The following is a 24,840-nucleotide window of genomic DNA, read 5'->3' as shown; positions in this document are numbered from 1 at the left end:
GTCACGGGAGCCGTTCCTCCAGCAGGCCATGTGCCATGTAAAACTCCTTCAGCTGAGCCAGCGCCGGGTGCGCCAGCGCCCGCCTGAGATAATCGCGGATGCGCGGCAGGTGTCGGAGATAATAGGGCTTGCCGTCGCGCTTTTCGAGCCGCACGAAAATGCCGAGGATCTTTGAATTGCGCTGCGCCGCGATGATCGCATAGGCCGCGCGGAAGGCGTCCTCATCGAAGCCGACGGCGGCGTGGCGCGCAGCGACATAGGCGTCCACGGTCCGCTGCTCGATATCGGGCGAAACGGTGACGCGGGCATCCATGGCCAGCGACGCAACATCATAGGCCGCCGGACCCATCAGCGCGTCCTGGACGTCGACGATGCCGAGGCGGTCGTGGCCTTTGCGGTCACCGCGCCAGATGATGTTGGGCGAATGGAAGTCGCGCAGCATCAGCGTGTATTCCTGTGTGTCCAGCCGATCGAGAACCGCGTTCCATTCCCTGTGATAGCCGGCGCGTAAAGCCTCGCTTGCCGGGCTGCCGGTCACCATCGGCACATACCAATCGACCAAGAGATCGGCTTCGATCAGCATGGCGTCGCGATCGAAGGGCGGCACCTCGTGGAAGACGCCTGGGACGGCTTCCATGCGCTGCAGCCAGGTCTTGCCATGCATCATGGCCAGCAATTCGGCTGCTGCCGCGTAGCGCTCGGCCACCGGCTCACCATTGCCGTCGAGAAAACCTTCCGAGCCCAGATGCTCCAGCAGCAGAAACCCTTGCTCGAGATCCTCGGCATGGATTTTTGGGACACTGACACCTTGCGCCAGCAGCGCCTTGTCGATGGCGACGAAGGCGGTGACCGACTGCGCCGTGTGGGCGATCACGGCATAGGGCTTGCCGTCGCGCACCGGCGGCCCCAGCACCAGCCGCGGCGAATTCATCAGCACGCGCGGCGCAAGGCCGGCGAGCGAAACAATCTCGTAAGAGCGCGCCGAGGCGTCGCCGACGAAATGGCGCCGCGCGGCGTCGCCCCAACCGGCCGTTTTGAGGAAATCGCGCATCGCCAGCGATCGCGCCACGCGTTCGAAGGCAACGCCTTGGCCCGATAGTTTCGCCAGGCGGCCTTCGCCCTGATGGACGAGTTCGATCCAGATCGACGTCCTGGGCAGAGCGGCCTCCGCCCGTTCCGGCCACTCGACAAGGGCAGCGCCCTGCAGCAGCGCCTCGTCGAAACCCAGCTCGTCCATCTCGCCGGCCGAGGACAGGCGATAGAGATCGAAATGGTGCACGGGGATGCGCGTGTCGTAGCTTTGCACCAAGGTGAAGGTAGGGCTCGGCACATCGAGGCCGGCATCGTCGGCCAGCGCCCTGATCAGGGCCCGCGCCAGCGTCGACTTGCCGGCGCCGAGATCGCCCTTGAGCGCCAGCACGTCGCCCGGCCGCAGCGCCATGGCCAGGTCCTCGCCGAGCCTTGCGGTCGCAGCCTCGTCGGCGAGAAAACGCTCCAGCACAACAACGGTCATCGAGCGCGCTACTCGGCCGCGGCGCGGATGCCCGACGGTGCATCGGGGAAGGTGCAGATGACGGTGGTGCCCTTGTCCTTGCCGGTCTCGATGCGCACGCTGCCGCCGTGCAGCTCGACAAAGCTCTTGACGATCGACAAGCCTAAGCCCGCACCGCGCCGGCGCCCGCCATTGGTGCGCGGCTCGAAGCGGCGGAACACCGAATCGAGCAGGTCCGGCGGCATGCCGGGGCCGTTGTCATGGACGGAGAATTCCACACCTTGCTCCAAATGCCGGCAGGCAAGCGTGATAGTGCTCGCCTCCGGCGCGTAATTGGCGGCGTTGCTGAGCAGATTGTAGAGGATCTGGCGAACCCGGGTCTCGTCGCCGTGAAAACTCTTCGGCGCCGCAGCGGCGTCGATCCGGAGCTTGATCGAATGCTCTTGCAGCCGGTCGGCGACCAGTTCGGCCGCGGCCTCGATGGTGCGCTCGACGCTTACTTCCGAAATGTCGAGCTGCATGATGCCGGCGTCGACGGTGGCGAGGTCGAGTATGTCGTTGACGATGGTGAGCAGCACCGAGGATGACGAGCCGACATGCTCGACATATTCGCGCTGCTTTGGGCTGAGCGGCCCGGTCGCCGGCAGCGACAGAAGCTCGGTGAAGCCGATGATGTTGGTCAGCGGCGAGCGCAGCTCGTAGGAGACATGCTGCACGAACTCGTTCTTCAGCTGGTCGGATTTCTGCAGCGCTTCGTTCTTGTCCTTCAGCGCGCGCTCGACATTGACGCTGTCGGTGACGTCCACAAAGGTCATCATCACCTGGCCGTTGGGCAGCGGGATGACGGCGTAGCTGAGCACTGTGCCGTTCTTCAGTTCGGTCTGGCCATGGCGGTCGCGGCGCTCGTCGTCGAAACCGGTGATGGCGGCGACGAACCCGCCCCACGGGCTGTCGACGGCGCGCTGGTCGCTGAGATCGCGGATCGCCGAGACATGGACGTTGGGCTTGATCACATCCTGGCTAAGTCCCCACAGCGCGACAAAGGCCGGGTTCGACAGGCGCAGCCGCCCATCGGGACCGAACACCGCGACGCCTTCGGCCAGATTGTCGAGCGTTTCGCCCTGGACCCGCACCGCCGTCTGGTAGCGGCTTTCCAGGTCCATCTTCTCGGTCAGGTTCTCAAACACCCAGGTCACGCCGCCCTTCGGCTGGGGGTTGGCGACCACGCGGATGGTCTTGCCGTCGGGCAAATGCCACCAATGCTCTTGCGATTCCACCGCGCGGTAGGCGCCAAGCAGGCCTTCTTTCCAACGCCGCCATTCCGGCTGCTCGGCGATCTTGCCTTCGCTGCGCAGCCGGTCGAGCAGCAGCGCATTGTCGGGCGCGCTGTGCAGGAAGCCCGGGTCCAGCCCCCACAGTTTCTGGAACGCCTGGTTGAAGAAGCGCAACTTCTCGTTGGCATCGAAGATCGCCACCGCCGTGTTGAGCTGGTCGAGCGTGTCGGCATGGCTGCGCACCGTGCGCTCATATTCGCCGCGAATGGTTTCGATGGCGCTGGTGTCGCAGGCAAGGCCGGCCGAGCCGTCCGCACCGGCGAAGTCGGTGACGGCGAACACGCGGCGGTCGCCCTCGATCACTGTCGACAGCGTTTGTTCGAAGATTGGGCGCGATTTGTGCTGCGCGGCGATCTGTTCGCGCGCTTGGGCGCCGAGGAATTCCTTGGCTTCGCGCACGGCGGTCTCGGCGTTCGGTGCCTCGACCGCTCCGGCATAGGCACGGTTGACCCATTTCAGCCGCCCGTCGGTGGCGCGCAGCCAGGCCGGCATCGGCAAGGCGTCGAGCAGGCCGATCATGGTCTCGTAGTCGGCGGCCAGACGCTGGTTCTCGATCTTCAGCCTGGCTTGGCTCCTCTGAGTTTCCGACAGCGAGACGAAGCGCACCAGCACATGCGCGGCGCTCTTGCGGCCATGCACTTCAAGCGGCGCCCCGGCCTGCGATTCGATCACGAGATCAAAGGGTTTCGCTTTCTCGCGCAGACCAGCGACGGCATTTTCGAGCGCCGCCGCCGAGCGCGGCATCAGCCAGCGGCCGAAGGCGAGGAAGGCTGCACGGTCGTCCGGCGCACCGCTTTCCAGCGGCAGCGTGCCGATGAGCTCCGGCTTCTTGTTCTCCGACGCCCAGACGATGACGCGCTGGTCACGCAGATTGAGCAGCGCCTCGGAGCGCTGCAGCGCCGCATTGATGTCGGCAATGCGGGCTCTGAGTTCGACATTCTGCGCCGAGGTGCGGGCTCTTTCGCGGATCAGGAAGATGGCCGAGACCAGTGCCGCGCCCATGACGCCGACGAACATGGCGAGCTGGATGACTTCGACCGCGCTGACCGACAGTCCGGCCTTCTGCGCAATGGCCGGCTCGGCATGGGCGGCAAACGAGGTGAGCGGGCCGGCAAGAGCTGAGGTGGCAAGAAAGCCGGCGGTGCGGGCGCCAACGCGCCTCTTCAGGCCACCGCCTGTCGTGACGGAGCCAGTGCTATCGGAATCGTCATGGCCGCCGGAAACGGCCGATCCCGCGCGAGGCGGGTTTTCCCCCGGCATGCCTTGGTCCTCTTCGCCGCCTGAATGCAAGACCGCCTAGATCAGGATCACGTTTGATGGAAACGCCCTTCTGACCTAACTCTTTTCTAAAGGGCATGATCTTTTCCGAAAACCGCTTCCCACTTTTCGCTGACGCGGTCCTTCGGTTCGAATCATGCTCTCGATGCGTACGCCGGCCTCGTCCCCGGCCCACGAATCAGCACAATAGCGCGTGCTGGAATCGGCGTGAAGAATCATCCGCGCAAAAAAGAAGCCGGGCGAAAAGTCAATCGCCCGGCTTCAATATCTAGTGGTAAACGCCGCTTTGGCTAATAGCGGTAGTGTTCCGGCTTGAACGGACCCTGCGGGGTCACGCCGATATAGGCGGCCTGTTCGCCGGAAAGTTCGGTCAAGCGGGCTCCAAGCTTGTCGAGATGCAGACGCGCCACCTTCTCGTCGAGGTGCTTGGGCAGCACATAGACCTGGTTCTGGTACTGGCCGGGCTTGGTGTAGAGCTCGATCTGCGCCAGCACCTGATTGGTGAACGAAGCCGACATCACGAAGCTCGGATGACCGGTCGCGTTGCCGAGGTTGAGCAGGCGCCCCTCGGACAGCAGGATCATCCGCTTGCCGTCCGGGAAGGTTATCATGTCGACCTGCGGCTTGACGTTGGTCCATTGCAGGTTGCGCAGCGACGCGACCTGGATCTCATTGTCGAAGTGGCCGATATTGCCGACGATCACCATGTCCTTCATCGAGCGCATGTGGTCGAGGGTGACGACATCCTTGTTGCCGGTGGTGGTGATGACGATGTCGGCGGTCGGTGCGGCATCTTCCAGCGTGACGACTTCAAAGCCGTCCATCGCCGCTTGCAGCGCGCAGATCGGATCGACTTCGGTGACCTTGACGCGGGCGCCGGCGCCCTTGAGCGAAGCCGACGAGCCCTTGCCGACGTCGCCATAGCCGCAGACGACCGCAACCTTGCCGGCCATCATGGTGTCGGTGCCGCGGCGGATGCCGTCGACCAGCGATTCCTTGCAGCCATATTTGTTGTCGAACTTCGACTTGGTGACCGAGTCGTTGACGTTGATCGCGGGGAACGGCAGCAGGCCCTTCTTCTGCAGCTGGTAGAGCCGGTTGACGCCCGTCGTCGTCTCTTCGGTGACGCCGCGAATGGCTTCCTTCTGCTTGGTGAAGAAGCCGGGCGAGGCCTTCAGGCGCTTCTTGACCTGGGCGTAGAAGTATTCCTCTTCCTCGCTCTGCGGGTTGGACAGCACGTCCTCGCCGGCCTCGGCGCGGGCGCCGATCAGTATGTACATCGTGGCGTCGCCGCCATCGTCGAGGATCATGTTGGAGAGGCCGCCATCGGCCCACTGGAAGATCCTGTCGGTGTAGTCCCAATACTCCTCGAGCGACTCGCCCTTGACGGCGAACACCGGGATGCCGGCCTCGGCGATGGCTGCGGCCGCATGGTCCTGGGTCGAGAAGATGTTGCACGAGGCCCAGCGGATATCGGCGCCAAGCGCCTTCAGCGTCTCGATCAGCACCGCAGTCTGGATGGTCATGTGCAGCGAGCCGGTGATGCGCGCACCTTTCAACGGCTTCTTGTCGCCGAATTCCTCGCGGCAGGCCATCAGGCCCGGCATTTCGGTTTCGGCGATATCGAGTTCCTTGCGGCCCCAGCCGGCAAGCGAGATGTCGGCGACCACATAGTCCTTGCTACCTGTCATGGCAGTGCTCCGGTGTGATTTGTCTTCAGAATGCGCCTGCGCCACACGGCGCGTCGAAGGGCGCGGAATGCCGGCCTGACTAGCAGATCGCCGCCAAGACGACAATGGGATATAAAGAAATCTTTATGCGCGTATGTGTTTTACGGGGATGCATGCCGCCCAAAAGTATCCCGCGGTTTTGGGACAACGGCGTTCAAAGCAAAAACTTCAGCACTCTTCGCCGAAGCGCGAGGCGACCAGCTGCTCCAGCGCGTCCATCGCCGCTGCGGCTTCAGCGCCGCTGGCGGTGACGCGGATCGAATAACCGGGGCTCGCCGCCAGCATCATCAGCCCCATGATCGAGGTGCCGCCGACCTTGAGACCATCCTTCTCGACATGGACGGTGGCGTCGAAGCCGCTGGCGACCTGGACGAACTTCGCCGAGGCGCGCGCATGCAGGCCGCGCTGGTTGACGATCGGGAACTCGCGCACGATCTCACCGGGCGACAGCGCGTTCATTTGCTGCTCAGCAGCTGACTTGCGACATTGATGTATTTGCGCCCCGCGGCCTGCGCCTCGTCGAGCGCGGTCGCCATGTTGTCGCCCTTGCGGATCGACGACAGCTTGATCAGCATCGGCAGGTTCATGCCGGCGATGACCTCGGTGCGACCGGATTCCATCACCGAAATGGCGAGGTTGGAAGGCGTGCCGCCGAACATATCGGTCAGAACGATGACCCCGGTCCCGGTGTCGACGCGGCCGACGGCGTCGACGATATCGCGCCGACGCTGCTCCATATCGTCATCGGCGCCGATTGCCACGGTTTCGAAATTGTCTTGTGGCCCCACGACATGTTCCACGGCATGGCGGAACTCGGCGGCCAGTTGACCGTGCGTTACAAGCACGAGTCCGATCATTCTATGGTGGCTCCCGTCATCGCCGCTTCACAGGCGCTTTTTATGCTCGCCGGCCATCCCAGGCGGCGGGAGCGCTATCTTGTCGACGCGCGGCGCGTTGACAAGCCCAAAATTGCGTCGGCCATGGCCAATTTGACGCATTGCAGCAAAAAACCGGCGGCGGATCATACGAAAGGCGCAATCGCCAGCCGCGCCATTACCGCCGGCAAAGCCGCAGTGACGTTGCGCTGAACGAGGTCGATGCGCGGCACCACACAGCCGGCAATGGTCGCGCTCGACTCTTCCTGGAAACGCTCCACAGCGTTAGCGGCAACCAGCTGGATCGTAAGGTCGATGACTCCCACAGGTTGGAACAAAAGCGGCTTCGGACCAAGTCCGGGCACCTCTGCGAGGCCGGCAATGCTGGCGGGCGCATGGCAGACCAGCCGCCCGAAACGCGCCGCGACAAACAGCTGGTCGTCGCCGATCAGCCGCGCAAACAGCCCGAGCCGGCTGAAATGGTCGATGAGCGCCAGCGCCAGCGTTGTCTTGCCCGAGCCGGACGGCCCGGTGATCAGGACGCCCCGCTCGCCAATCAGGACTGCGGTGGCATGGATGTTCTCGGGTTCCGCGGTGGGATCGGGCATGCGCAGCCGCGATCAGCCTTCGGCCGGCAGCGTAACGACGAAGCGCGCGCCCTTGATGTCGCCGGGCTTGGTGCCGGGGATGTTCTCGGCGGTCAGCGTGCCGCCATGGGCTTCGACGATCTGCCTGGATATCGACAGGCCAAGCCCCGAATTCTGGCCGAACGCCTCGCCCGCCGGGCGGTCGGTGTAGAAGCGCTCGAAGATGCGGTCGATGGCGTCGGCGCGGATTCCGGGGCCGTTGTCGTCGACGGTGACGATGTTGACCTTGCCCGAGCGTGCCAGGGAAATGGCGATATGGCCGTGGTCCTCCGGCACGAAGGAGCGGGCATTCTCGATCAGATTGGTGATGACCTGGCCGATCCTCAGATCATGGCCGGTGACGAAATAGCCTTTGACGCCTTGCGGCAGCTTGGCGGCCTTGAATTCGATCTCGACAGCCTTTTTGTTGCGCGTCGCTTCGCGCGACACGGCGACGAGATCGGTAATGAATTTCTTCAAATCGACCGTGGCGGCATCCTCACGCGCCAGTTCGGCGTCGAGGCGCGAGGCATCGGAAATGTCGGTGATCAGCCGGTCGAGACGCCGGACATCGTGCTGGATGATCTCCATCAGCCTGCCGCGTGAATTGTCGTTCTTGGCCAGCGGCAAGGTCTCCACCGCGCTGCGCAGCGAGGTCAGCGGGTTCTTCAGCTCGTGCGAGACATCGGCGGCGAAGCTTTCGATCGCCTCGATGCGGGCATAGAGCGCATTGGTCATGTCGCGCACCGCGACCGACAAATTGCCGATCTCGTCCTGGCGGTCGGAAAAGTCGGGGATCTCCTCGCGGCTCTTGACGCCGCGCCGCACCCGCACTGCCGCCGCCGATAGCCGGCGCAGCGGATTGGCGATGGTGGATGCGAGCAGCATCGACAGGATGGCGGTGACCAGGGCGGCGATGCCGAACACGCGCAAAATAGCCTTGCGCTCGGCGGCGACGATCTTGTCGATGTCGCCGCCTTCCGTCGACAGCATCAGCACGCCGAGAACGGCGCGGAAGCGCTGGATCGGCACCGCCACCGAAACGATCTGCTCGCCTTGTTCGCTCACCCGCACGATCGTCGATGGACTGCCGGTCAGCGCCTTGACCACTTCCGGGAAGGCCGCACCGTTGCCGCCGGGCTGCTCATGGTAGACGGGCAGGTCCTTGTTGCGGAAGAAGTCGAAGACGAATTTCTGCACGCGCTCCAGCATATCCGGCTGCTCGTCCTCGACCGGCGGCAGGTCGTAGCGCAGGATCTGGCCGCGCGAATAGAGATGGCGCGAATCGAGCAGCAGATTGGCGTCGCGGTCATAGATGCGGGCCCGGGTGCGCGTCGGCGAAATCAGCCGCCGCAGCACCGGCGCGACGCGCTCGGGATTGATCGGGAAATCCAGATTGTCGAGCTGGTCTGAGCCCGGCCCCAGGCTTTCACCGGCCTGCAGTTCGAGCAGTTTTTCCGGATCGATGCTGATCGAATCGGTCTCGACCGTTGCCGACGCGGCAATGGCGCCGGCGATGATCTCGCCCTGCGTCATCAGGCTTTCGACGCGGGCGTCGATCAGCCCGTCGCGGAAGGTGTTGAGATAGAGGATGCCGGTGACCAGCACGGCGAGGCCGGCCAGGTTGAGGAACAGGATGCGCCGGGTCAGGCTGGAAAAGATGTGGTGGCCGAGGAAGCGGCGCATCGGCACCGTCAACCTCGACAGGAATGCGGGCAGAATCCGCGACCGCCTGACAGCGCTCGTTCGTCTGCTCCGCTGTACATCCACTGCCATCGAATAGCAGCTCCCGCCTAGTCTTTGGTTTTATGCATGTCGTCGTCCCAAAAACGCGACCACTTTTGGGCGACATGCATCAACTCAAGCTTCGCGGAACCGGTATCCGACTCCGTAAAGGGTTTCGATCATTTCGAAGTCGTCATCGACGGCCTTGAACTTCTTGCGCAGCCGCTTGATGTGGCTATCGATGGTGCGGTCGTCGACATAGACCTGCTCATCATAGGCCGAATCCATCAGCGCATCACGGCTTTTTACCACGCCGGGGCGCTGCGCCAGCGAGTGCAGGATGAGAAATTCGGTGACCGTCAGCGTCACCGGCTCGCCCTTCCAGGTGCAGGTATGGCGTTCCTGGTCCATGACCAGCTGGCCGCGTTCCAGCGAACGGGCCTGCTGGCTGGGCGCCTTTGCCGCAGCTTCGCGGGCGCTGGCGCGGCGCAGCACGGCGCGCACCCGCTCGACCAGCAGGCGCTGCGAGAACGGTTTGCGGATGAAATCGTCGGCGCCCATCTTGAGGCCGAAAAGCTCATCGATCTCATCGTCCTTCGAGGTCAGGAAGATCACCGGTAGGTCGGACTTCTGCCGCATCCGGCGCAACAGCTCCATGCCGTCCATGCGCGGCATCTTGATGTCGAGGATGGCGAGATTCGGCGGCCGCGCCGCCAGGCCTTCCAGCGCCGACGCACCATCCGTGTAGGTCTCGACGCGATACCCCTCGGACTCGAGGGCGATCGACACCGATGTCAGAATGTTGCGGTCGTCATCGACAAGCGCGATTGTTGCCATTTCAAGCGGCTCCCTCATGAGCTGTCCCTTCTGTCTTAGAGAAGGGGCTTTTGCAGGACAAATTAGGTACAAAATGTGGCACAGGCTCCACCCGCTGTCGCGGACGGCTTGCCGGCGGCCCCATCGGAACCTCTACACGGGTTGGACGAACACTGTGTGCCAATCCTTTGGGCAACCACCGTGATTTTTTGCACATATAAACGATTTAAACAACTTTCAAAATTTTTAAATCGATTAATGATTTGATATCATTCGAGTTTTCTGGTTCTCACCGTCTCAGCCCCTAACGCGGGCTCGCCGGAAACGCGCCGGCAAAGTGCGGCGAATCCAGAAGAAGGGACCCTTGATGTCGGAAGTCGGCAAACGCAATTCTGCTTGCGCGATCGATCGTATCGGCCTGAAAACCACCGGCACGGTGCATTATAATTTTGGTGCGGCCGCCCTTTATGAGGCAGCGATCCGTCGTGGCGAGGCCCGGTTGACCGCCGGCGGCGCGCTGCTTGCCGAGACCGGCCAGCACACTGGCCGCTCGCCCAAGGACAAGTTTGTCGTCCGCGATGGCGCCACCGAGCCCCATGTCTGGTGGGACAACAACAAGGCGATTTCGGCGGGCCAGTTCGAAATGCTGCTCGCCGATTTCCTTGTCCACGCCGCGAATAGCGATCTCTATGTGCAGGACCTCGTCGGCGGCGCCGATGCCGAGCTGAAGCTGCCGACGCGGGTCATCACCGAATTCGCCTGGCACTCGCTGTTCATCCGCAATCTTTTGATCCGCCCGCAGGCCGCCGAGCTCGAGGATTTCGTGCCGGAGATGACGATCATCGACCTGCCGTCCTTCCGCGCCGATCCGGCCCGCCACGGCAGCCGCACCGAAACGGTGATTGCGGTCGATCTCACCCGCAAGATCGTGCTCATCGGCGGCACTTCCTATGCCGGCGAGATGAAGAAATCGGTGTTCACCATGCTCAACTATCTGCTGCCGGAAAAGGGCGTCATGCCGATGCACTGCTCGGCCAATGAGGGCCCGGGCGGCGACGCAGCGATCTTCTTCGGGCTTTCCGGGACGGGCAAGACGACGCTGTCGGCCGATCCGTCACGTACGCTCATCGGCGACGACGAGCACGGCTGGGGACCGCACGGCATCTTCAACTTCGAAGGCGGCTGCTACGCCAAGACGATCCGGCTGTCGGCCGAGGCCGAGCCGGAGATTTTCGCCACCACGCAGCGTTTCGGCACGGTGCTGGAAAATGTCGTGCTCGACGCCGACCGCGTGCCGGACTTCAACGACGGCCGGCTCACCGAAAACACGCGCTGCGCCTATCCGCTGGATTTCATCCCCAATGCCTCGAAGAGCGGACGGGCCAGCCACCCGAAAAACATCATCATGCTGACCGCCGATGCCTTCGGCATCATGCCGCCGATCGCACGGCTGACCCCGGCGCAGGCGATGTACCACTTCCTCTCCGGCTACACCGCCAAGGTGGCCGGCACCGAGAAGGGCGTTACCGAGCCGGAAGCGACGTTCTCGACCTGCTTCGGCGCCCCGTTCATGCCGCGCCACCCCAAGGAATACGGCAATCTGCTGCGCGAGCTGATCGCCCGCCACGGCGCCGATTGCTGGCTGGTCAACACCGGCTGGACCGGCGGCGCCTACGGCACCGGCAAGCGCATGCCGATCAAGGCGACGCGCGCCTTGCTGGCCGCAGCGCTTGACGGTTCGCTGAAGGCGTCCGGTTTCCGCACCGACGCCAATTTCGGCTTCGAGGTGCCGGTTGCTGTGCCTGGCGTCGACAGCGCCATTCTCGACCCGCGTTCGACCTGGGCCGACAAGGCAGCCTATGACCGGCAGGCAGCGCGATTGGTCGGCATGTTCGCCGTCAACTTCGAGAAATTCGAGAGCCATGTCGATGCCGTCGTGCTCGGCGCAGCACCCCGCCTGCAGGAAGCTGCGGAATAGTCGAGGCGTCTTCACCGAAGCATCCTTGAAAGGCGCGATCTCGATCGGGCCTTTTCTTTTTTGGTCCGCCGCGCCATGACTGCGGCATGCCTATCGACGACATCATCATATCAGACGAAGCCGTAATCCATCCGGGCGACCTGCACGAGGATTTCATCCGCTCGTCGGGTCCCGGCGGCCAGAACGTCAACAAGGTGGCGACCGCCGTCCAATTGCGCTTCGACGCCGCCAATGCGGCTGGCCTGTCCGAACGCGTGCGCGCGCGCACGATCAAGCTCGCCGGCCAGCGCGCCACCAAGGACGGCGTCATCGTCATCGAGGCCGGCCGCTTCCGCACCCAGGAGCAGAACCGGGCCGATGCCCGGGCAAGGCTGACGGCGCTGGTCGCCAAGGCCGCGGAACCGCCGCCGCCGCCGCGCAAGAAGACCAGGCCGTCGAAAGGCTCGGTGGAGCGGCGGCTGCAAAGCAAGGCAGGGCGCGGCACGATCAAAAAGCTGCGCGGCCGGGTAGAGAACGACTAAGGACCGCGCCGACTGCGTGCATAAAGCGGCCTCCCCTGCCGCAGCCGCAAGGTTTCACCATTGCCACAGAAAGGGAGGCCGACAACGGTGGCTTTCGGGTCGCCGTTTCTGATTGGCGGTGGCATGGTTTCAGTATCAACCGGAGGCGAAGTCATGCTCGTTCTGCCCAAAGGCGTCCGCCACATGCCTGGTTATCTGTCCCGCGCGGCGCAGGAAGCGCTGGTCGAAGAGGTGAGGACCATTGTACAGCGGGCGCCGCTGTACGTGCCGGCGATGCCGCGGACCGGCAAGGAGATGAGCGTGCGCATGACCAATTGCGGCACGCTCGGCTGGGTCACTGACAAGGAGCTGGGCTATCGCTACCAGCCAACGCACCCACTCACCGGAGAGCCATGGCCGCCGATCCCGGACGCGCTGCTGCAATTGTGGCGGGAGGTCGCCGCCTATCCGAATCCGCCGGAGGCCTGCCTGGTCAATTTCTATACGCAGGACGCCAAAATGGGTCTGCACCAGGATCGCGACGAAGCCGATTTCTCGGCCCCAGTGGTCTCGGTGTCACTTGGCGACGATTGCCTGTTCCGGGTCGGCCAAGTGACGGGCAGGGGGGCCACACGCGACGGCGGTACCAAATCGTTCCGCCTGAAAAGCGGCGACGTCGTCGTGCTCGGCGGCGAAGGCCGGCTCTGCTTCCACGGCGTCGACCGCATCTATCCGTCGACCTCGGCGCTGCTGAAAAATGGCGGCAGGATCAATCTGACGCTGCGGCGGGTGACCTTGCCTTGAAGAGGTGAGAGTGCATTCTTGCACTTACTGAACCACTGACCTTGCGAATGAAAAGTCCCTAACGGAATTTAAGGTTTCGGCCGCTAGTCTGCGCCAAAACGTCATCATTCCCGGTGTGGATACCATGCTCGAAATCGAATCCGAAGTGATTTGGCGCTACATTCGAAATGCCGCATGGCGCACGGTTTCGATCGCCCGCTCGGATGCATCGCTCTACCTGTTCATTGGCATCTACACTGCAACGGGGCTGGGGTTTCTGGCTTGGGTCGGCGCGCTCCATCGCACCGCATACCAGACCTACGTGCCGATATGGCTTATGGTTTTCGGTTTCGTGCTGCCGGCGGTATCGCTTCTCCTGGAAACCGGCTGGCTTTTGCATCGATTTGAGCGTCGGCGGAAATTTGCTGCGGGCAAGATGTTCTCAGCCGAGCGGATGGCGGTTCTCTTTTCCGGCATATGTCTGTTGATGGGCATCATGATTTTCCAAAGCACCTTCACCTCGGTCAAGAACGGCATGTCCGTCCTGTGGAAAGGTTTCCCCTATGATCGCGCCTTGGCGGATATCGATGCCTATCTGCATTTCGGCACTGATCCGTGGCGATGGCTCTACGTTATCGGCAAGCATGACTGGGTACGGGAATCCGTCGGATGGAACTACGACATGCTGTGGTTCATCATTTGCTACAGCATGCTGTTTTTCATGGTCACGTCACCACGCACCACGCATCTGAAGAGACGCTATGTGCTGTCCTTCATGGTGGTGTGGGTGGTCGTCGGAAACATCCTGGCCGGGCTGTTCATGTCGGCCGGACCGGCGTTCTACGGCTATGTCACCGGCGATGTGCCACGCTTCGGTGAACAGCTTTCGTTTCTTGCGCAAAGCCCGTCGCCGAGTTCCGCCGCCGTGTACCAGCAGTATCTGTGGACGCTCCAGACCGAGGGTGTGACTGGACTCGCGTCGGGAATATCGGCATTTCCAAGCGTTCATGTCGCCTTGATCACCCTGAATGCGGTGTATACCTGGGAGTACGACCAGCGGTTGGGCGCCATCGCATTTCTGTATGTCGCCTTCATAGTCGCGAGTTCGGTCTATCTTGGTTGGCACTATGCGATCGATGGTTATGCGGCGGTCGCGCTCACGATCGCCCTATGTGCGGCCGTCCGCAAGCTGGTACCCGACGGCGAAATCCTGATGCCAGGCCCGGCCCGGCAATCGGCGGCTGGCGGCAGCCGCCCGGAGGCGGCCGTCACAGTTTCCTGAGCGCCACTTCCTCGACCAGATGATTGGCGCCCTTGCGCAGGATGAGGTCGGCCCGCGCCCGTGTCGGCACGATGTTCTCGCGCAGGTTTTTCAGGTTGATGTTGGCCCACAAGCCTTCCGCAATGGCGCGCGCGGCGTCTTCCGAAAGCCGCGAATAGCGGTGGAAGAAGGAGTCCGGATTGCGGAAGGCCGTCTCGCGCAGCCGCATGAAGCGGGCGATGTACCATTGGTGGATCAGCTTTTCGTCGGCGTCGATATAAATGGCGAAATCGAAGAAATCCGACAGGAACGGCACGATCTTGCCGTCCTTCGGCAATTTGCCGGGCTGCAGAACGTTGATGCCTTCGAAGATCAGAATGTCGGGCCGGTCGATGGTGACGAACTCGCCGGGAATGACGTCATAGGTCAAATGCGAATAGACGGGCGCGCGGACATTGCGCTGCGCCGACTTGATGCCCGAGAGGAAACGCAGCAGCGCACCGACATCGTAGCTGTCGGGAAAGCCCTTGCGCTCCATCAGATTGTCGCGTCGCAACACCTTGTTGGGCAGCAGGAACCCGTCGGTAGTGATGAGATCGACCTTGGGGCTCGACGGCCAGCGCGCCAGAAGCTCCTTCAGCACGCGCGCCGTGGTCGATTTGCCGACCGCAACCGAACCGGCAATGCCGATGATGAACGGTGTCTTGACCACATCCAGCGCGTTGAAGAAGGCCTGGCGCTGGCGAAACAGCAACTGGCTGGCCTCGACATGCGCCGAAAGCAGCCGCGAGAGCGACAGATAGATGCGCTTGACTTCTTCCAGGTCGACCGGATCGTTCAGTGAGCGCAGACGGTTGATCTCGTCTTCGCCCAGCGTCATCGGCGTGTCGGCGCGGAAGTTCGACCATTGCTCGGCCGAGAAGAAACGATAGGGGGAATATTTCTCGGTCGGAGCGAGTTGGTCCATCGAGTTTCCTGCCCTCTAGAGCATGAGGCCGAAAAGTGTGAAGCGGTTTTCGGGCGACATCATGCTCCCTCTATCAATTTAGAGACGGATTCAGATTTAAGGCCTCGGCCCGAAATCATCCGGCTCTCGCGGTCAGCCTTTCGGCCGGGATGCCTTTTCAGTGACGCCCGAACGGCCGGTACGGCCCTCAAGCTCCTTCAGCACCTCGCCCAGCGAAACGCCGGCCATGCCAAGCACGACGAGCCAATGATATATGAGATCGGCACTTTCGGAAACGAGGGCATTTTTGTCGCCCTTGACGGCGGCAATCACCGTCTCGACTGCCTCTTCACCAAGCTTCTGCGCCGCCTTGTCGATGCCTTTGGCGAACAGTTTTGCCGTCCACGAGTCCGGGTCGCCGGAACGGGCGCGTTCGCCAATGATCGTTTCCAGATCGGACAGCGAAAATTCAGCCATGGCGCAGCCTACAGCCTTTGTGGAGTGGATTGAACCGGGTAGTCCAGCCGCATCGGCAGCCCGGCCTCGGCCATATGCGCCTTGGCTTCCGCAATCGTGTAAGTGCCGAAATGGAAGATCGAGGCCGCGAGCACGGCGCCGGCGTGGCCGTCGCGAATGCCCTCGACCAGATGGTCGAGCGTGCCGACGCCGCCCGACGCGATGACCGGCGCGCGCACCGCATCCGCTATCGCGCGGGTCAGCGCAATGTCGTAACCGGCCTTGGTGCCGTCACGGTCCATCGAGGTCAAAAGAATCTCGCCGGCGCCGCGATCGACCATTTTTCGCGCAAACTCGACCGCATCGATGCCGGTCTTTTCACGGCCGCCATGGGTGAAGATCTCCCAGCGGTCGGCTTCATTGGGTGCCGACACCTTCTTGGCGTCGATGGCGACGACAATGCACTGGTTGCCGAACTTGTCGGCGGCTTCCGCGACGAAATCGGGGTTCTTCACCGCCGCAGTGTTGATCGACACCTTGTCGGCGCCGGCCAGCAACAGTTTGCGAATATCGGCCACCTGGCGCACGCCGCCGCCGACGGTCAGCGGCATGAAGCATTGTTCGGCGGTGCGGGCGACGACGTCGAAGATGGTTTCACGGTTGTCGGACGACGCGGTGATATCGAGAAAGCAAAGCTCGTCTGCGCCGGCCGCGTCATAGGCTTTGGCCGCCTCGACCGGATCACCGGCATCGATGAGGTCGACGAAATTGACCCCCTTGACGACGCGGCCGTTCTTGACGTCGAGGCAAGGGATGACTCGGGCCTTCAGCATCAGCCCTTCTCCATCGTCGCCAGCAACTCGCTGAGCAGTTCGCCGACCAGCGGCGGAACCTCGGCCTGCGCATCGAACGCCGGATCGTAGGCGGAAATGGTGATGCCGGAAATCGGCAGCAGGCCGGCCATGCCGCAGACAGCCTGGCGCAGCTGTTTCGGCTCCGGGCCGCCGGGCGTGGTGTAGCGGTTGGCCTGCAGCGCCCCGGGGTCGTGCACGTCGAGATCGAGATGCAGGTGCACCCGCTTCGCGTCCGGCGCCTTCAGCCTGGTGCTCGCCGTCGCCCAGTCCGGGCATTCGGTGCGGATGACCGGCAAAGTCTTCAACAGCTCTGTTTCGGCCGGATCGAGATCGCGCGCGTTGACCAGCACGCAGCGCGCCGGATCGATCGGCTTGAAGCCGGGGATGGCCGAGGCCATCGGCTTCCAGCACAGGCCGAGAACCGTGGCCAGCGCCATGCCGTCGAGAAAGCCGAAGATGGACGTCTCCGGCGTGTTGAGATCGCCATGCTGGTCGGCCCAGATGATCGCATCGGCATCCTCGCCGGCAACCGCACCGGCCGATGTCAGACAATTGCCGGCCAGCACGATGGGAAGCCGGCCGCGGTCTATGGCGATGCGGACCTCGCCGGAGACGGCGCCGCACACGGCAAAGCCGGTGGCGATCTCGCGCTGCTGTTCGTCGCCAACCCTGCCGATATCGGTGACGACGACGTCATGCCCGGAGAGCGTCAGCGCGTCGACCAGCCCGCCGGCGACGAGTGCATCCGGGCCTCGGCCCATGCCGCCGTGATAGTGGCCGCTGTCATAGGAGGCCAGGATGATGGAGATCTTCAAGATCGGGCCTCCATCGCCTTGCCCTGCAGCACCGCAAGCGCCTCGGCCGGATCGATGCGCCCGTCATAGAGCGCGCGGCCGGAGATGGCGCCTTCGAGTTTCTTTGCGTCGGGCATTGTCATGCGCACGATGTCGGCGATCGAGGCCAGCCCGCCCGAGGCGATGACCGGGATCGACACCGCGTCGGCGAGATCGATCGTGGCATCCCAGTTGATGCCGGTCAGAACGCCGTCGCGGTCGATATCGGTGTAGATGATGGCGGCAACGCCGGCGCCTTCGAATTTCCGCGCCAGTTCGATGACGCCGAGGCTGGAGGCCTCGGCCCAGCCTTCGACCGCCACCTTGCCGCCCTTGGCGTCGATGCCCACGGCGATCTTTCCAGGAAATTCCTTGCAGGCTTCCCGGACCAGGTCGGGATCGCGCACCGCCACCGTGCCGAGGATGACGCGGGCCAGCCCGCGGTCGAGCCAGTCCTCGATCTGCGCCAGCGTGCGGATGCCGCCGCCGAGCTGCACCGGGTTTTTCGTCGCCTTGAGGATGGCGCCGACCGCCGCGCTGTTGACGCTTTGGCCTTTGAACGCGCCATTGAGGTCGACGACGTGCAGCCAATCAAAACCCTGGTCCTCGAAGGCCTTGGCCTGGGCCGCCGGATCGTCATTGTAGATGGTCGCGGTCGCCATATCGCCGTGCTTCAGCCGCACGCACTTGCCGTCCTTGAGGTCGATGGCGGGAAACAGGATCACCGTTCAGACCCCTTCCACAATGGCGAAATGCGAGGTCGAATAAGCGCGCCGGAATTTCAGCGCTGCCTGGTATTCGGGGGAATGGAAGCAAGCCAGCGCGATCTCGTAGCTTTCGAACTCGACGATCACATGGCGATTGCCGGATGGCCCTTCCGGGCATGACGACTGACCGCCTCGCGTCAGGAATTTCGCGCCGTATTTGTCGAACGCCGCTTTGTTGGCGGCGATGTATTTCGGATAGTTTTCCGGATCGGTCACATCGACCATCGCCATCCAGTAGCCCTTCTTGCTCATCTCAAGGCCTCCAGCGCAGGAAGTTGGTGATCAGTGCCAGGCCGAGCGCCTGGCTCTTTTCCGGATGGAATTGCGTGCCGGCAAGGTTACCGCGCGCGACCGCCGCCGTTACCGGGCCGCCATAATCGGCGACGGCCAGCACTTCGTCCGGCCTTGTCGCGTCGAGATGGTAGGAATGAACGAAATAGGCGTGCAGACCCTTAGGCCCGGTCGCAATACCCGAAAACAGCGGGTGCTTGCGCTCCAGATCGATGGTGTTCCAGCCGATTTGCGGGATCTTCAGTGCCGGATCGGCGGGCGTGATCTCCTTGACGTCGCCGGCAATCCAGCCGAAGCCCTTGGTCACGGTCTTTTCCAGGCCGCGCTCCGACATCAGCTGCATGCCGACGCAGATGCCGAGGAACGGCCGCGCCTTGGCGATCGCTACCTCTTCCACCGCTTCCCACATGCCGGCGACGCCGCGCAGGCCCGCCGCGCAATCGGCATAGGCGCCGACGCCGGGCAAAACGATTCGGTCGGCGCTGCGCACCCGCTCGGCGTCGGCGGTCAGCTCAATGGCAGCGGCAATGCCGGCTTCATGCGCGGCGCGCTCGAAGGCCTTGGTGGCCGAGCGCAGATTGCCCGACCCGTAATCGATGATGGCAACCCGCATCTCAGGCTTTTCCCGGCGTATGGCTCAGGCCCAGCGTCAGCCCGGTCTGCGTCGGCCGGGCCAGGCTGGCGTCCGGCACGATGCGCGGCAGCGGCGCCGGCTCGTCGGCAAGCGCCTCGGCGTCCAGTGTCTGGCGGATGTCGGCATCGTCAGGATTGTCGGCTTCGACGACGCCCCATTCATGCCAGCCGCGGCAGCGCAGCGCTGCGATCCGCAGCCCTTGGCCTTCCAGCCCGATATAGAGCGAGACCAGTAAAGACAGTGCGGAGCCGGCCCAGTCCAGTCCCAGCCATTGGCCGAGCACCGAGATGAGCCCCATGGCGACGAAGGCGAGCGCGGCCTCGATCCAAAGCCGGTGCCAGGCGAGCCACAGCGGCGCCACCAGGAAAGCCAGCCAGGAAAAACCGTCGCGGACCAAAACGGTTGCGTCGGCCGCCTCGGTGCGGCCTGGCGGTTCCATCACGACATAGATGGCCATCAGCCTACCCTTTCAGAGATCCCTTGGTGGAGGGAACCGCTTCCGGCTGGCGCGGGTCGCGCTCCAGTGCGAAACGCAGCGCGCGCGCCACCGCCTTGAAGCAGGTCTCGGCAATATGGTGATTGTTGGCGCCATAATGATTGGTGACATGCAGCGTGATACCGGCATTCTGCGCCAGCGCCTGGAAGAATTCACGCACCAGTTCGGTGTCGAACGTGCCGATCTTCGGGGACGAGAAGGCGACATTCCAGACCAGGAACGGACGGCCCGACACGTCGATCGCGGCCCGCGTCAGCGTCTCGTCCATGGCAAGGTCGACAGAGGCATAGCGCATGATGCCGCGCCGCTCGCCCAGCGCCTTGGCCAGCGCCTGGCCGATCGCAATGCCGGTGTCCTCGACCGTGTGGTGGTCGTCAATGTGCAGGTCGCCCTTCGCCTTCACCGTCATGTCGATCAGCGAGTGGCGCGACAGCTGGTCCAGCATATGGTCGAAGAAGCCGACGCCGCTCGACATGTCGGATTTTCCGGTGCCGTCGACATGGACCGAGACACTGATCTCGGTTTCCTTGGTCTTGCGGCTGACTTCGGCGGAACGGGACGCCATGACCTTGTCCTTGGCTGAGGGATTCGAAACTCAAGACGGGGTTCCAAGCTGTCATTTGCTTGAAAACGAGTGCCTTCTAGCAGCATGAACCGGCGATTGCCAGTTGCGATGCGGACAGCCACCGGCCATGGCGGACGCCGTTTGCAATCACCCGCCCCATGCATACATATGGCCGATCGAAATCACTCGTACCGCGCGCCAATCGCCTTATCGGGATCGCGCGAATCGGAGCAGCAGATGTCCAATGAACTGAGCATGCACGCCACGACCATCGTGACGGTGCGTAAGGGTAACAAGGTGGTGATCGCCGGCGACGGCCAGGTCAGCCTTGGCCAGACCATCATGAAAGGCAACGCCAAAAAGGTGCGCCGCATCGGCAAGGGCGGCAATGTCATTGCCGGTTTCGCCGGCGCCACAGCGGACGCTTTCACCCTTCTGGAGCGGCTGGAAGCCAAGCTCGAACAATATCCGGACCAGTTGACGCGCGCCTGCGTCGAGCTCGCCAAGGACTGGCGCACCGACCGTTATCTGCGCCGGCTGGAAGCGATGATGCTGGTGGCCGACAAGTCGGTTTCGCTGGCGCTCACCGGCACCGGCGACGTGCTAGAGCCCGAATTCGGCGTCATGGCCATCGGTTCCGGCGGCAACTATGCGCTGGCCGCTGCCCGCGCGCTGATGGACAGCGACAAGGATGCCGAGGAGATCGCCCGCAAGGCGATGCAGATCGCCTCCGACATTTGCGTCTATACCAACAACAACTTTGTTGTCGAAACGCTCGATGCCGGCTAACCCGCCGGTGCTCTATGATTTTCGACCGGTTACCGAAAAAGACCTGCCGATGATCGCCGGCTGGCTGGCCGAGCCGCATGTCGCCGAATGGTGGGACGATCCGGAGACGGAAATCGCCGAAATCCGGGAGCACATTGACTCAATTTCTGTAGAGCCGCTGATCGTCGAGTTCGACGGCAGGCCGATCGCCTATCTGCAGAGCTACGATCCGCATCTGGAAGATGGCCATCCCTATGCCGACCAGCCGTTCGGCACGCTCGGCATCGACCTGTCGATCGGCGTGCCGGACCTGGTTGGCAAAGGTCATGGCTCGGCGATCGTCAGGCAATTCGTCGAGCAACTGTTCGATGAAGGCGCTCCGCGCATCATCATCGATCCGCATCCCGACAATGGCCGCGCCATCCGCGCCTATGAAAAAGCGGGCTTCAGGGCTATCGATCGCAGGCACTCTAGATATGGGGACGTCGTGCTGATGGCTGCCGATGCCGAAGACGGCGACGCGGAAGAAGGGGAATGAGTTGATGGCGACACCGGGAACTGCCAAAAATTACTCGGCCTACGAAGACAGCTGGCGGATGGGGCTTCTGCTCGTGCTCGCTCTGCTCATCTTCCAGGCCGGCGCGCTTTACGGCATGGGCCGCTCGCCGATCTGCACCTGCGGCTACGTCAAGCTCTGGCACGGTGTGGTGAACAGTTCGGAGAATTCCCAGCATATTTCCGACTGGTATACGTTCTCGCACATCATCCACGGCTTCCTGTTCTACGCCTTGGCCTGGTTCCTGTTCCCGCGCTCCCCGATCGGTCTGCGCCTGGCTTTCGCCGTCATCATCGAGGGCGGCTGGGAACTCCTGGAAAACAGCCCGTTCATCATCGAGCGCTACCGCGCCGGCACCATCTCGCTGGATTATTATGGCGATAGCATCATCAATTCGGTGTCCGACACGCTGGCCATGGTGCTGGGGTTTGTGATGGCCAGAAAGCTACCTATATGGAGCATCGTCGGCCTCGCCCTCATCTTCGAACTGGGTGTCGGCTACCTCATCCGGGACAATCTGACGCTCAACGTGATCATGCTGCTGCATCCGTTCGAGTCCATCAAGCAGTGGCAAAGTGGAATTCAGTGATATGACCACCTTCTCTCCCCGTGAAATCGTTTCGGAACTCGACCGCTTCATCATCGGCCAGAAGGACGCCAAGCGCGCCGTGGCCATTGCCTTGCGCAACCGCTGGCGCCGCCAGCAGTTGGAAGGCCAGATGCGCGAAGAGGTGATGCCGAAGAACATCCTGATGATCGGCCCGACCGGCGTCGGCAAGACCGAGATCTCGCGCCGCCTGGCGCGACTCGCCGGTGCGCCCTTCGTCAAGGTCGAGGCCACCAAGTTCACCGAAGTCGGCTATGTCGGCCGCGATGTCGAGCAGATCATCCGCGACCTGGTCGAGATCGCCATCGGCCTGGTGCGCGAGAAGATGCGCGAGGACGTGAAGGCGCGCGCGCACCTCAATGCCGAGGAGCGCGTGCTGGAAGCCCTGGTCGGCAAGACGGCGAGCCCGGCGACCCGCGATTCCTTCCGCAAGAAGCTGCGCGACGGCGAGCTCGACGACAAGGAGATCGAGATCGAGGTTGCCGACACCGGCACCGGCGGCATGCCCGGCTTCGAGATCCCCGGCATGCCGGGCGCTAATATCGGCGTGCTCAACATCAACGACATGCTGTCGAAGGCGATGGGTGGCAAGAAGACCAAGGCGCGCAAGACGACGGTCAAGGAGTCCTACGCGCTGTTGGTCAACGACGAGTCCGACAAGCTGCTCGACCAGGACGAGGTGGTGCGCCGGGCGCTCGACGCGACCGAAAATGACGGCATCGTCTTCCTCGACGAGATCGACAAGATCGCCTCGCGCGAAGGCGGCATGGGCGCCGGCGTCTCGCGCGAAGGCGTGCAGCGCGACCTGCTGCCGCTGATCGAAGGCACCACGGTGGCGACCAAATACGGACCGTTGAAGACCGACCACATACTGTTCATCGCCTCGGGCGCCTTCCATGTCTCCAAGCCGTCCGACCTGTTGCCGGAATTGCAGGGCCGCCTGCCGATCCGTGTCGAGTTGCGGGCGCTGGAGAAGGACGATTTCATTCGCATCCTCACCGAGACCGAGGCCAGCCTCATCAAGCAGTATATCGCGCTGATGAAGACCGAAGGCGTCGACCTCACCTTCACCGACGATGCCATCGATTCGCTGGCCGGCATCGCTGTCGACCTCAACGCTAGCGTCGAAAACATCGGAGCGAGACGCCTGCAGACGGTGATGGAGCGCGTGCTGGACGAGATCTCCTACGACGCGCCCGACCGCAACGGCACCAGCGTCGCCATCGATGCCGCCTATGTGGAAAAGCATGTCGGCGACCTCTCGCGAAACACAGATTTGTCGCGATTCATCCTTTAAACGAGGGCGCCGGTTCATCCGGCGCCGGTATTAGAGCGCCGCGCGTCCTTTGGACGCGCAAAGGTCGCTCTAACAGTATTGAATCGACGCATCGGACTTTCCAAAAATCGGTTTCGATCTTTGGGCCGATGCTTAGGCAACAGTTTCCGGCAAACATCATCGTGTGTGGCCGGATGGTATCATGCGGCCACCTTTCGTCTTGCTGGCTGCAAGGGCGCTCTCGACTCGACCGGGAGCTTTACCTAATTTGCGCGGCAATTCTCTAGGCGGCGGCGCATGAAAAAACTGATCCTGCTCATTCTTGGCTTGACGCTGGCGGCGACGCTGTTCGCGGCTGACGCGGCGACATTGGTGCCGGCGGGCAACCGCAATGTCGTGCAGCCTGACATACCGGGCGCCTCCAGCCGCCGCACCCAGGCCACCAACACCACCTTCCAGGCCAAATACCGCAAGGTCTACGCTCTGTTGCAGAACGACGCCGAATTGCGCGCCAAAATCAGGAAGGCGGCTGCCGCTTACGGCATCAACCCCTTGCACATCGTCGGCGCCATCGTCGGCGAGCACACCTACAATGTCGATGCCTACGACCGGCTGCAGACCTACTACGTCAAGGCGATCTCCTACCTCTCCAGCAAGCTGTCCTTCGCCTATGACGGCGAGGACATCACCGATTTCGTGCAGCGGCCGGAATTCAAGGAGTGCACAATGTCGGACAGCTACGACCTGTGGGAATGCCGCGAGCAGGTGTGGAACCGCTCCTTCCGCGGCAAGACCGTCGGCGGCACCAGCTTTCCCAACGACCGCTTCGGCGCCACCTTCTTCCAGCCCTATTATGCCGGCCAGACCTTTGGCCTCGGCCAGCTCAACCCGCTGACCGCGCTGCAGATGAGCGATCTCGTGCACAAGGTGTCGGGGCTGCCCGAGCTCGATGTCGCCGATCCCAATGGGGTCTACAAGACCATCATGGATCCGGATCTGACATTGCCCTACGTGGCAGCGACGATCAGGAAGTCGATTGACGCCTACAAAAACATTGCCGGCTTCGACATCTCAGGCAATCCGGGGCTGACCGCCACGCTCTACAATGTCGGCAATCCCGAGCAACGCGCCTATGCGCTGAAGGCTGAGAACGACAAGCGCCGCGCCGCGGGTGAGACGGTCAAGCTGCCGGAAGAGAATTATTACGGCTGGCTGGTCAACGACAAGCTGGACGAGCTGAAGGCGCTGTTTTAGCGGGCTTAGCTCAGCCGTCTACCTCCCCTTGTGGGGAGGTCGGACCAAAGGTCCGGGTGGGGGTCGGTGCCGCGGGCGCCCCCCCCCCCCGGGGGGCGCCCCCCCCCCCCCCGCGGGGGGGGGGGGGGGGCGCGGCGCG

26 protein-coding genes are annotated in these 24,840 nt (G+C 63.1%); 9 read left to right on the top strand and 17 right to left on the bottom strand.

Annotation, left to right across the window (positions count from 1 at the left end):
* Position 1: 1 nt before the first annotated feature.
* From tsaE to NKJ76_RS10475, 8 genes are all read right to left on the bottom strand, one after another.
* The gene (gene tsaE, locus NKJ76_RS10510) at positions 2-1,513 is read right to left on the bottom strand and encodes a tRNA (adenosine(37)-N6)-threonylcarbamoyltransferase complex ATPase subunit type 1 TsaE (RefSeq protein ID WP_352537350.1); all 1,512 of its coding nucleotides are present in this window, start codon (positions 1,511-1,513) and stop codon (positions 2-4) included.
* A gap of 8 nt (positions 1,514-1,521) precedes the next feature.
* Positions 1,522-4,086: a sensor histidine kinase gene (locus NKJ76_RS10505; protein ID WP_352537349.1), complete on the bottom strand. Its 2,565-nt coding sequence runs from the start codon at positions 4,084-4,086 to the stop codon at positions 1,522-1,524.
* Positions 4,087-4,394: 308 nt separating this feature from the next.
* Positions 4,395-5,795 carry an adenosylhomocysteinase gene (ahcY, locus tag NKJ76_RS10500; RefSeq protein WP_023681401.1) on the bottom strand — a complete coding sequence of 467 codons (1,401 nt, stop codon included), beginning with the start codon at positions 5,793-5,795 and terminating at the stop codon, positions 4,395-4,397.
* 207 nt (positions 5,796-6,002) lie between these two features.
* Entirely contained in the window at positions 6,003-6,293 is a 291-nt protein-coding gene (locus tag NKJ76_RS10495; protein ID WP_023672303.1) for an HPr family phosphocarrier protein, read from the bottom strand.
* Entirely contained in the window at positions 6,290-6,691 is a 402-nt protein-coding gene (locus tag NKJ76_RS10490; RefSeq protein ID WP_023672304.1) for a PTS sugar transporter subunit IIA, read from the bottom strand. Before NKJ76_RS10490 ends, NKJ76_RS10495 begins: the two co-directional genes overlap by 4 nt.
* Positions 6,692-6,855: 164 nt before the next feature.
* Positions 6,856-7,317, bottom strand: a complete 462-nt coding sequence (locus NKJ76_RS10485; RefSeq protein ID WP_023672306.1) for an HPr kinase/phosphorylase — start codon at positions 7,315-7,317, stop codon at positions 6,856-6,858.
* A gap of 12 nt (positions 7,318-7,329) precedes the next feature.
* Positions 7,330-9,111, bottom strand: a complete 1,782-nt coding sequence (locus tag NKJ76_RS10480; RefSeq protein ID WP_023672307.1) for a sensor histidine kinase — start codon at positions 9,109-9,111, stop codon at positions 7,330-7,332.
* An 84-nt stretch (positions 9,112-9,195) separates the two neighbouring features.
* Entirely contained in the window at positions 9,196-9,897 is a 702-nt protein-coding gene (locus NKJ76_RS10475; RefSeq protein ID WP_010912942.1) for a response regulator transcription factor, read from the bottom strand.
* A 346-nt stretch (positions 9,898-10,243) separates the two neighbouring features.
* Here NKJ76_RS10475 and NKJ76_RS10470 point away from each other — a divergent pair, with 346 nt between their 5' ends.
* The 4 genes from NKJ76_RS10470 (at position 10,244) to NKJ76_RS10455 (ending at position 14,419) form a co-directional block, all read left to right on the top strand.
* Positions 10,244-11,854 carry a phosphoenolpyruvate carboxykinase gene (locus NKJ76_RS10470; protein WP_023672308.1) on the top strand — a complete coding sequence of 537 codons (1,611 nt, stop codon included), beginning with the start codon at positions 10,244-10,246 and terminating at the stop codon, positions 11,852-11,854.
* 86 nt (positions 11,855-11,940) lie between these two features.
* On the top strand, positions 11,941-12,375 hold the full coding sequence (gene arfB / locus NKJ76_RS10465) for an alternative ribosome rescue aminoacyl-tRNA hydrolase ArfB (RefSeq protein ID WP_023672309.1): 435 nt from the start codon (positions 11,941-11,943) through the stop codon (positions 12,373-12,375).
* Between the two features lie 153 nt (positions 12,376-12,528).
* Positions 12,529-13,158, top strand: a complete 630-nt coding sequence (locus NKJ76_RS10460) for an alpha-ketoglutarate-dependent dioxygenase AlkB family protein (RefSeq protein WP_023681406.1) — start codon at positions 12,529-12,531, stop codon at positions 13,156-13,158.
* Positions 13,159-13,282: 124 nt separating this feature from the next.
* A complete protein-coding gene (locus NKJ76_RS10455; protein WP_352537348.1) occupies positions 13,283-14,419 on the top strand; it encodes a phosphatase PAP2 family protein in 1,137 nt (378 codons plus the stop codon).
* On the opposite strand, the gene coaA is transcribed toward NKJ76_RS10455, so the two are convergent.
* The 9 genes from coaA to hisB all read right to left on the bottom strand — a co-directional run bounded on the left by coaA (position 14,406) and on the right by hisB (position 20,240).
* Positions 14,406-15,365 carry a type I pantothenate kinase gene (gene coaA / locus NKJ76_RS10450; protein ID WP_352537347.1) on the bottom strand — a complete coding sequence of 320 codons (960 nt, stop codon included), beginning with the start codon at positions 15,363-15,365 and terminating at the stop codon, positions 14,406-14,408. The two genes, NKJ76_RS10455 and coaA, sit on opposite strands and share 14 nt — an antisense overlap.
* Before the next feature lie 132 nt (positions 15,366-15,497).
* Positions 15,498-15,821 carry a phosphoribosyl-ATP diphosphatase gene (locus NKJ76_RS10445; RefSeq protein WP_023672314.1) on the bottom strand — a complete coding sequence of 108 codons (324 nt, stop codon included), beginning with the start codon at positions 15,819-15,821 and terminating at the stop codon, positions 15,498-15,500.
* Between the two features lie 8 nt (positions 15,822-15,829).
* Positions 15,830-16,636: an imidazole glycerol phosphate synthase subunit HisF gene (gene hisF / locus NKJ76_RS10440; RefSeq protein ID WP_023695992.1), complete on the bottom strand. Its 807-nt coding sequence runs from the start codon at positions 16,634-16,636 to the stop codon at positions 15,830-15,832.
* Positions 16,633-17,469: an arginase family protein gene (locus NKJ76_RS10435; RefSeq protein ID WP_023741283.1), complete on the bottom strand. Its 837-nt coding sequence runs from the start codon at positions 17,467-17,469 to the stop codon at positions 16,633-16,635. The genes hisF and NKJ76_RS10435 overlap by 4 nt, the downstream gene beginning before the upstream one ends.
* Positions 17,466-18,212: a 1-(5-phosphoribosyl)-5-[(5-phosphoribosylamino)methylideneamino]imidazole-4-carboxamide isomerase gene (gene hisA, locus NKJ76_RS10430; protein ID WP_352537346.1), complete on the bottom strand. Its 747-nt coding sequence runs from the start codon at positions 18,210-18,212 to the stop codon at positions 17,466-17,468. Before hisA ends, NKJ76_RS10435 begins: the two co-directional genes overlap by 4 nt.
* A 3-nt stretch (positions 18,213-18,215) precedes the next feature.
* A complete protein-coding gene (locus tag NKJ76_RS10425) occupies positions 18,216-18,506 on the bottom strand; it encodes a DUF1330 domain-containing protein (RefSeq protein ID WP_023710435.1) in 291 nt (96 codons plus the stop codon).
* Position 18,507: 1 nt separating this feature from the next.
* Complete coding sequence (gene hisH, locus NKJ76_RS10420; RefSeq protein WP_023681413.1) at positions 18,508-19,158, bottom strand: imidazole glycerol phosphate synthase subunit HisH; 651 nt, start codon at positions 19,156-19,158, stop codon at positions 18,508-18,510.
* A gap of 1 nt (position 19,159) precedes the next feature.
* The gene (locus NKJ76_RS10415; RefSeq protein WP_023695989.1) at positions 19,160-19,636 is read right to left on the bottom strand and encodes a DUF2628 domain-containing protein; all 477 of its coding nucleotides are present in this window, start codon (positions 19,634-19,636) and stop codon (positions 19,160-19,162) included.
* Between the two features lie 4 nt (positions 19,637-19,640).
* Entirely contained in the window at positions 19,641-20,240 is a 600-nt protein-coding gene (gene hisB / locus NKJ76_RS10410; RefSeq protein WP_023727853.1) for an imidazoleglycerol-phosphate dehydratase HisB, read from the bottom strand.
* A 237-nt stretch (positions 20,241-20,477) separates the two neighbouring features.
* Between hisB and hslV the strand changes: the two genes are divergently transcribed.
* The 5 genes from hslV (at position 20,478) to NKJ76_RS10385 (ending at position 24,701) form a co-directional block, all read left to right on the top strand.
* Positions 20,478-21,029 carry an ATP-dependent protease subunit HslV gene (hslV, locus tag NKJ76_RS10405; protein WP_023672322.1) on the top strand — a complete coding sequence of 184 codons (552 nt, stop codon included), beginning with the start codon at positions 20,478-20,480 and terminating at the stop codon, positions 21,027-21,029.
* On the top strand, positions 21,019-21,546 hold the full coding sequence (locus NKJ76_RS10400; protein ID WP_352537345.1) for a GNAT family N-acetyltransferase: 528 nt from the start codon (positions 21,019-21,021) through the stop codon (positions 21,544-21,546). Before hslV ends, NKJ76_RS10400 begins: the two co-directional genes overlap by 11 nt.
* A 4-nt stretch (positions 21,547-21,550) precedes the next feature.
* A complete protein-coding gene (locus tag NKJ76_RS10395; RefSeq protein WP_352537344.1) occupies positions 21,551-22,153 on the top strand; it encodes a DUF2585 domain-containing protein in 603 nt (200 codons plus the stop codon).
* Position 22,154: 1 nt separating this feature from the next.
* Complete coding sequence (hslU, locus tag NKJ76_RS10390; RefSeq protein WP_023672325.1) at positions 22,155-23,468, top strand: ATP-dependent protease ATPase subunit HslU; 1,314 nt, start codon at positions 22,155-22,157, stop codon at positions 23,466-23,468.
* Positions 23,469-23,744: 276 nt separating this feature from the next.
* Positions 23,745-24,701, top strand: a complete 957-nt coding sequence (locus tag NKJ76_RS10385) for a DUF1402 family protein (protein ID WP_352537343.1) — start codon at positions 23,745-23,747, stop codon at positions 24,699-24,701.
* Positions 24,702-24,840 lie beyond the last annotated feature (139 nt).

It is taken from the genome of Mesorhizobium sp. M0029, assembly GCF_040323735.1.
Lineage (GTDB): Bacteria > Pseudomonadota > Alphaproteobacteria > Rhizobiales > Rhizobiaceae > Mesorhizobium.
Note: the sequence above shows the minus strand (reverse complement) of the source record. Positions and strands in the feature narration are given on the sequence as shown.

Coding starts and splice junctions, on each gene's coding strand:
- NKJ76_RS10475 (WP_010912942.1), bottom strand. CDS start 9,897: ATGGCAACAATCGCGCTTGTCGATGACGACCGCAACATTCTGACATCG.
- NKJ76_RS10415 (WP_023695989.1), bottom strand. CDS start 19,636: ATGGCCATCTATGTCGTGATGGAACCGCCAGGCCGCACCGAGGCGGCC.
- NKJ76_RS10425 (WP_023710435.1), bottom strand. CDS start 18,506: ATGAGCAAGAAGGGCTACTGGATGGCGATGGTCGATGTGACCGATCCG.
- hslV (WP_023672322.1), top strand. CDS start 20,478: ATGTCCAATGAACTGAGCATGCACGCCACGACCATCGTGACGGTGCGT.
- arfB (WP_023672309.1), top strand. CDS start 11,941: ATGCCTATCGACGACATCATCATATCAGACGAAGCCGTAATCCATCCG.
- hslU (WP_023672325.1), top strand. CDS start 22,155: ATGACCACCTTCTCTCCCCGTGAAATCGTTTCGGAACTCGACCGCTTC.
- NKJ76_RS10460 (WP_023681406.1), top strand. CDS start 12,529: ATGCTCGTTCTGCCCAAAGGCGTCCGCCACATGCCTGGTTATCTGTCC.
- NKJ76_RS10480 (WP_023672307.1), bottom strand. CDS start 9,111: ATGGCAGTGGATGTACAGCGGAGCAGACGAACGAGCGCTGTCAGGCGG.
- tsaE (WP_352537350.1), bottom strand. CDS start 1,513: ATGACCGTTGTTGTGCTGGAGCGTTTTCTCGCCGACGAGGCTGCGACC.
- coaA (WP_352537347.1), bottom strand. CDS start 15,365: ATGGACCAACTCGCTCCGACCGAGAAATATTCCCCCTATCGTTTCTTC.
- NKJ76_RS10400 (WP_352537345.1), top strand. CDS start 21,019: ATGCCGGCTAACCCGCCGGTGCTCTATGATTTTCGACCGGTTACCGAA.
- hisB (WP_023727853.1), bottom strand. CDS start 20,240: ATGGCGTCCCGTTCCGCCGAAGTCAGCCGCAAGACCAAGGAAACCGAG.
- NKJ76_RS10485 (WP_023672306.1), bottom strand. CDS start 7,317: ATGCCCGATCCCACCGCGGAACCCGAGAACATCCATGCCACCGCAGTC.
- NKJ76_RS10395 (WP_352537344.1), top strand. CDS start 21,551: ATGGCGACACCGGGAACTGCCAAAAATTACTCGGCCTACGAAGACAGC.
- NKJ76_RS10505 (WP_352537349.1), bottom strand. CDS start 4,086: ATGCCGGGGGAAAACCCGCCTCGCGCGGGATCGGCCGTTTCCGGCGGC.
- ahcY (WP_023681401.1), bottom strand. CDS start 5,795: ATGACAGGTAGCAAGGACTATGTGGTCGCCGACATCTCGCTTGCCGGC.
- hisH (WP_023681413.1), bottom strand. CDS start 19,158: ATGCGGGTTGCCATCATCGATTACGGGTCGGGCAATCTGCGCTCGGCC.
- NKJ76_RS10470 (WP_023672308.1), top strand. CDS start 10,244: ATGTCGGAAGTCGGCAAACGCAATTCTGCTTGCGCGATCGATCGTATC.
- NKJ76_RS10385 (WP_352537343.1), top strand. CDS start 23,745: ATGAAAAAACTGATCCTGCTCATTCTTGGCTTGACGCTGGCGGCGACG.
- NKJ76_RS10495 (WP_023672303.1), bottom strand. CDS start 6,293: ATGAACGCGCTGTCGCCCGGTGAGATCGTGCGCGAGTTCCCGATCGTC.
- NKJ76_RS10455 (WP_352537348.1), top strand. CDS start 13,283: ATGCTCGAAATCGAATCCGAAGTGATTTGGCGCTACATTCGAAATGCC.
- NKJ76_RS10445 (WP_023672314.1), bottom strand. CDS start 15,821: ATGGCTGAATTTTCGCTGTCCGATCTGGAAACGATCATTGGCGAACGC.
- NKJ76_RS10490 (WP_023672304.1), bottom strand. CDS start 6,691: ATGATCGGACTCGTGCTTGTAACGCACGGTCAACTGGCCGCCGAGTTC.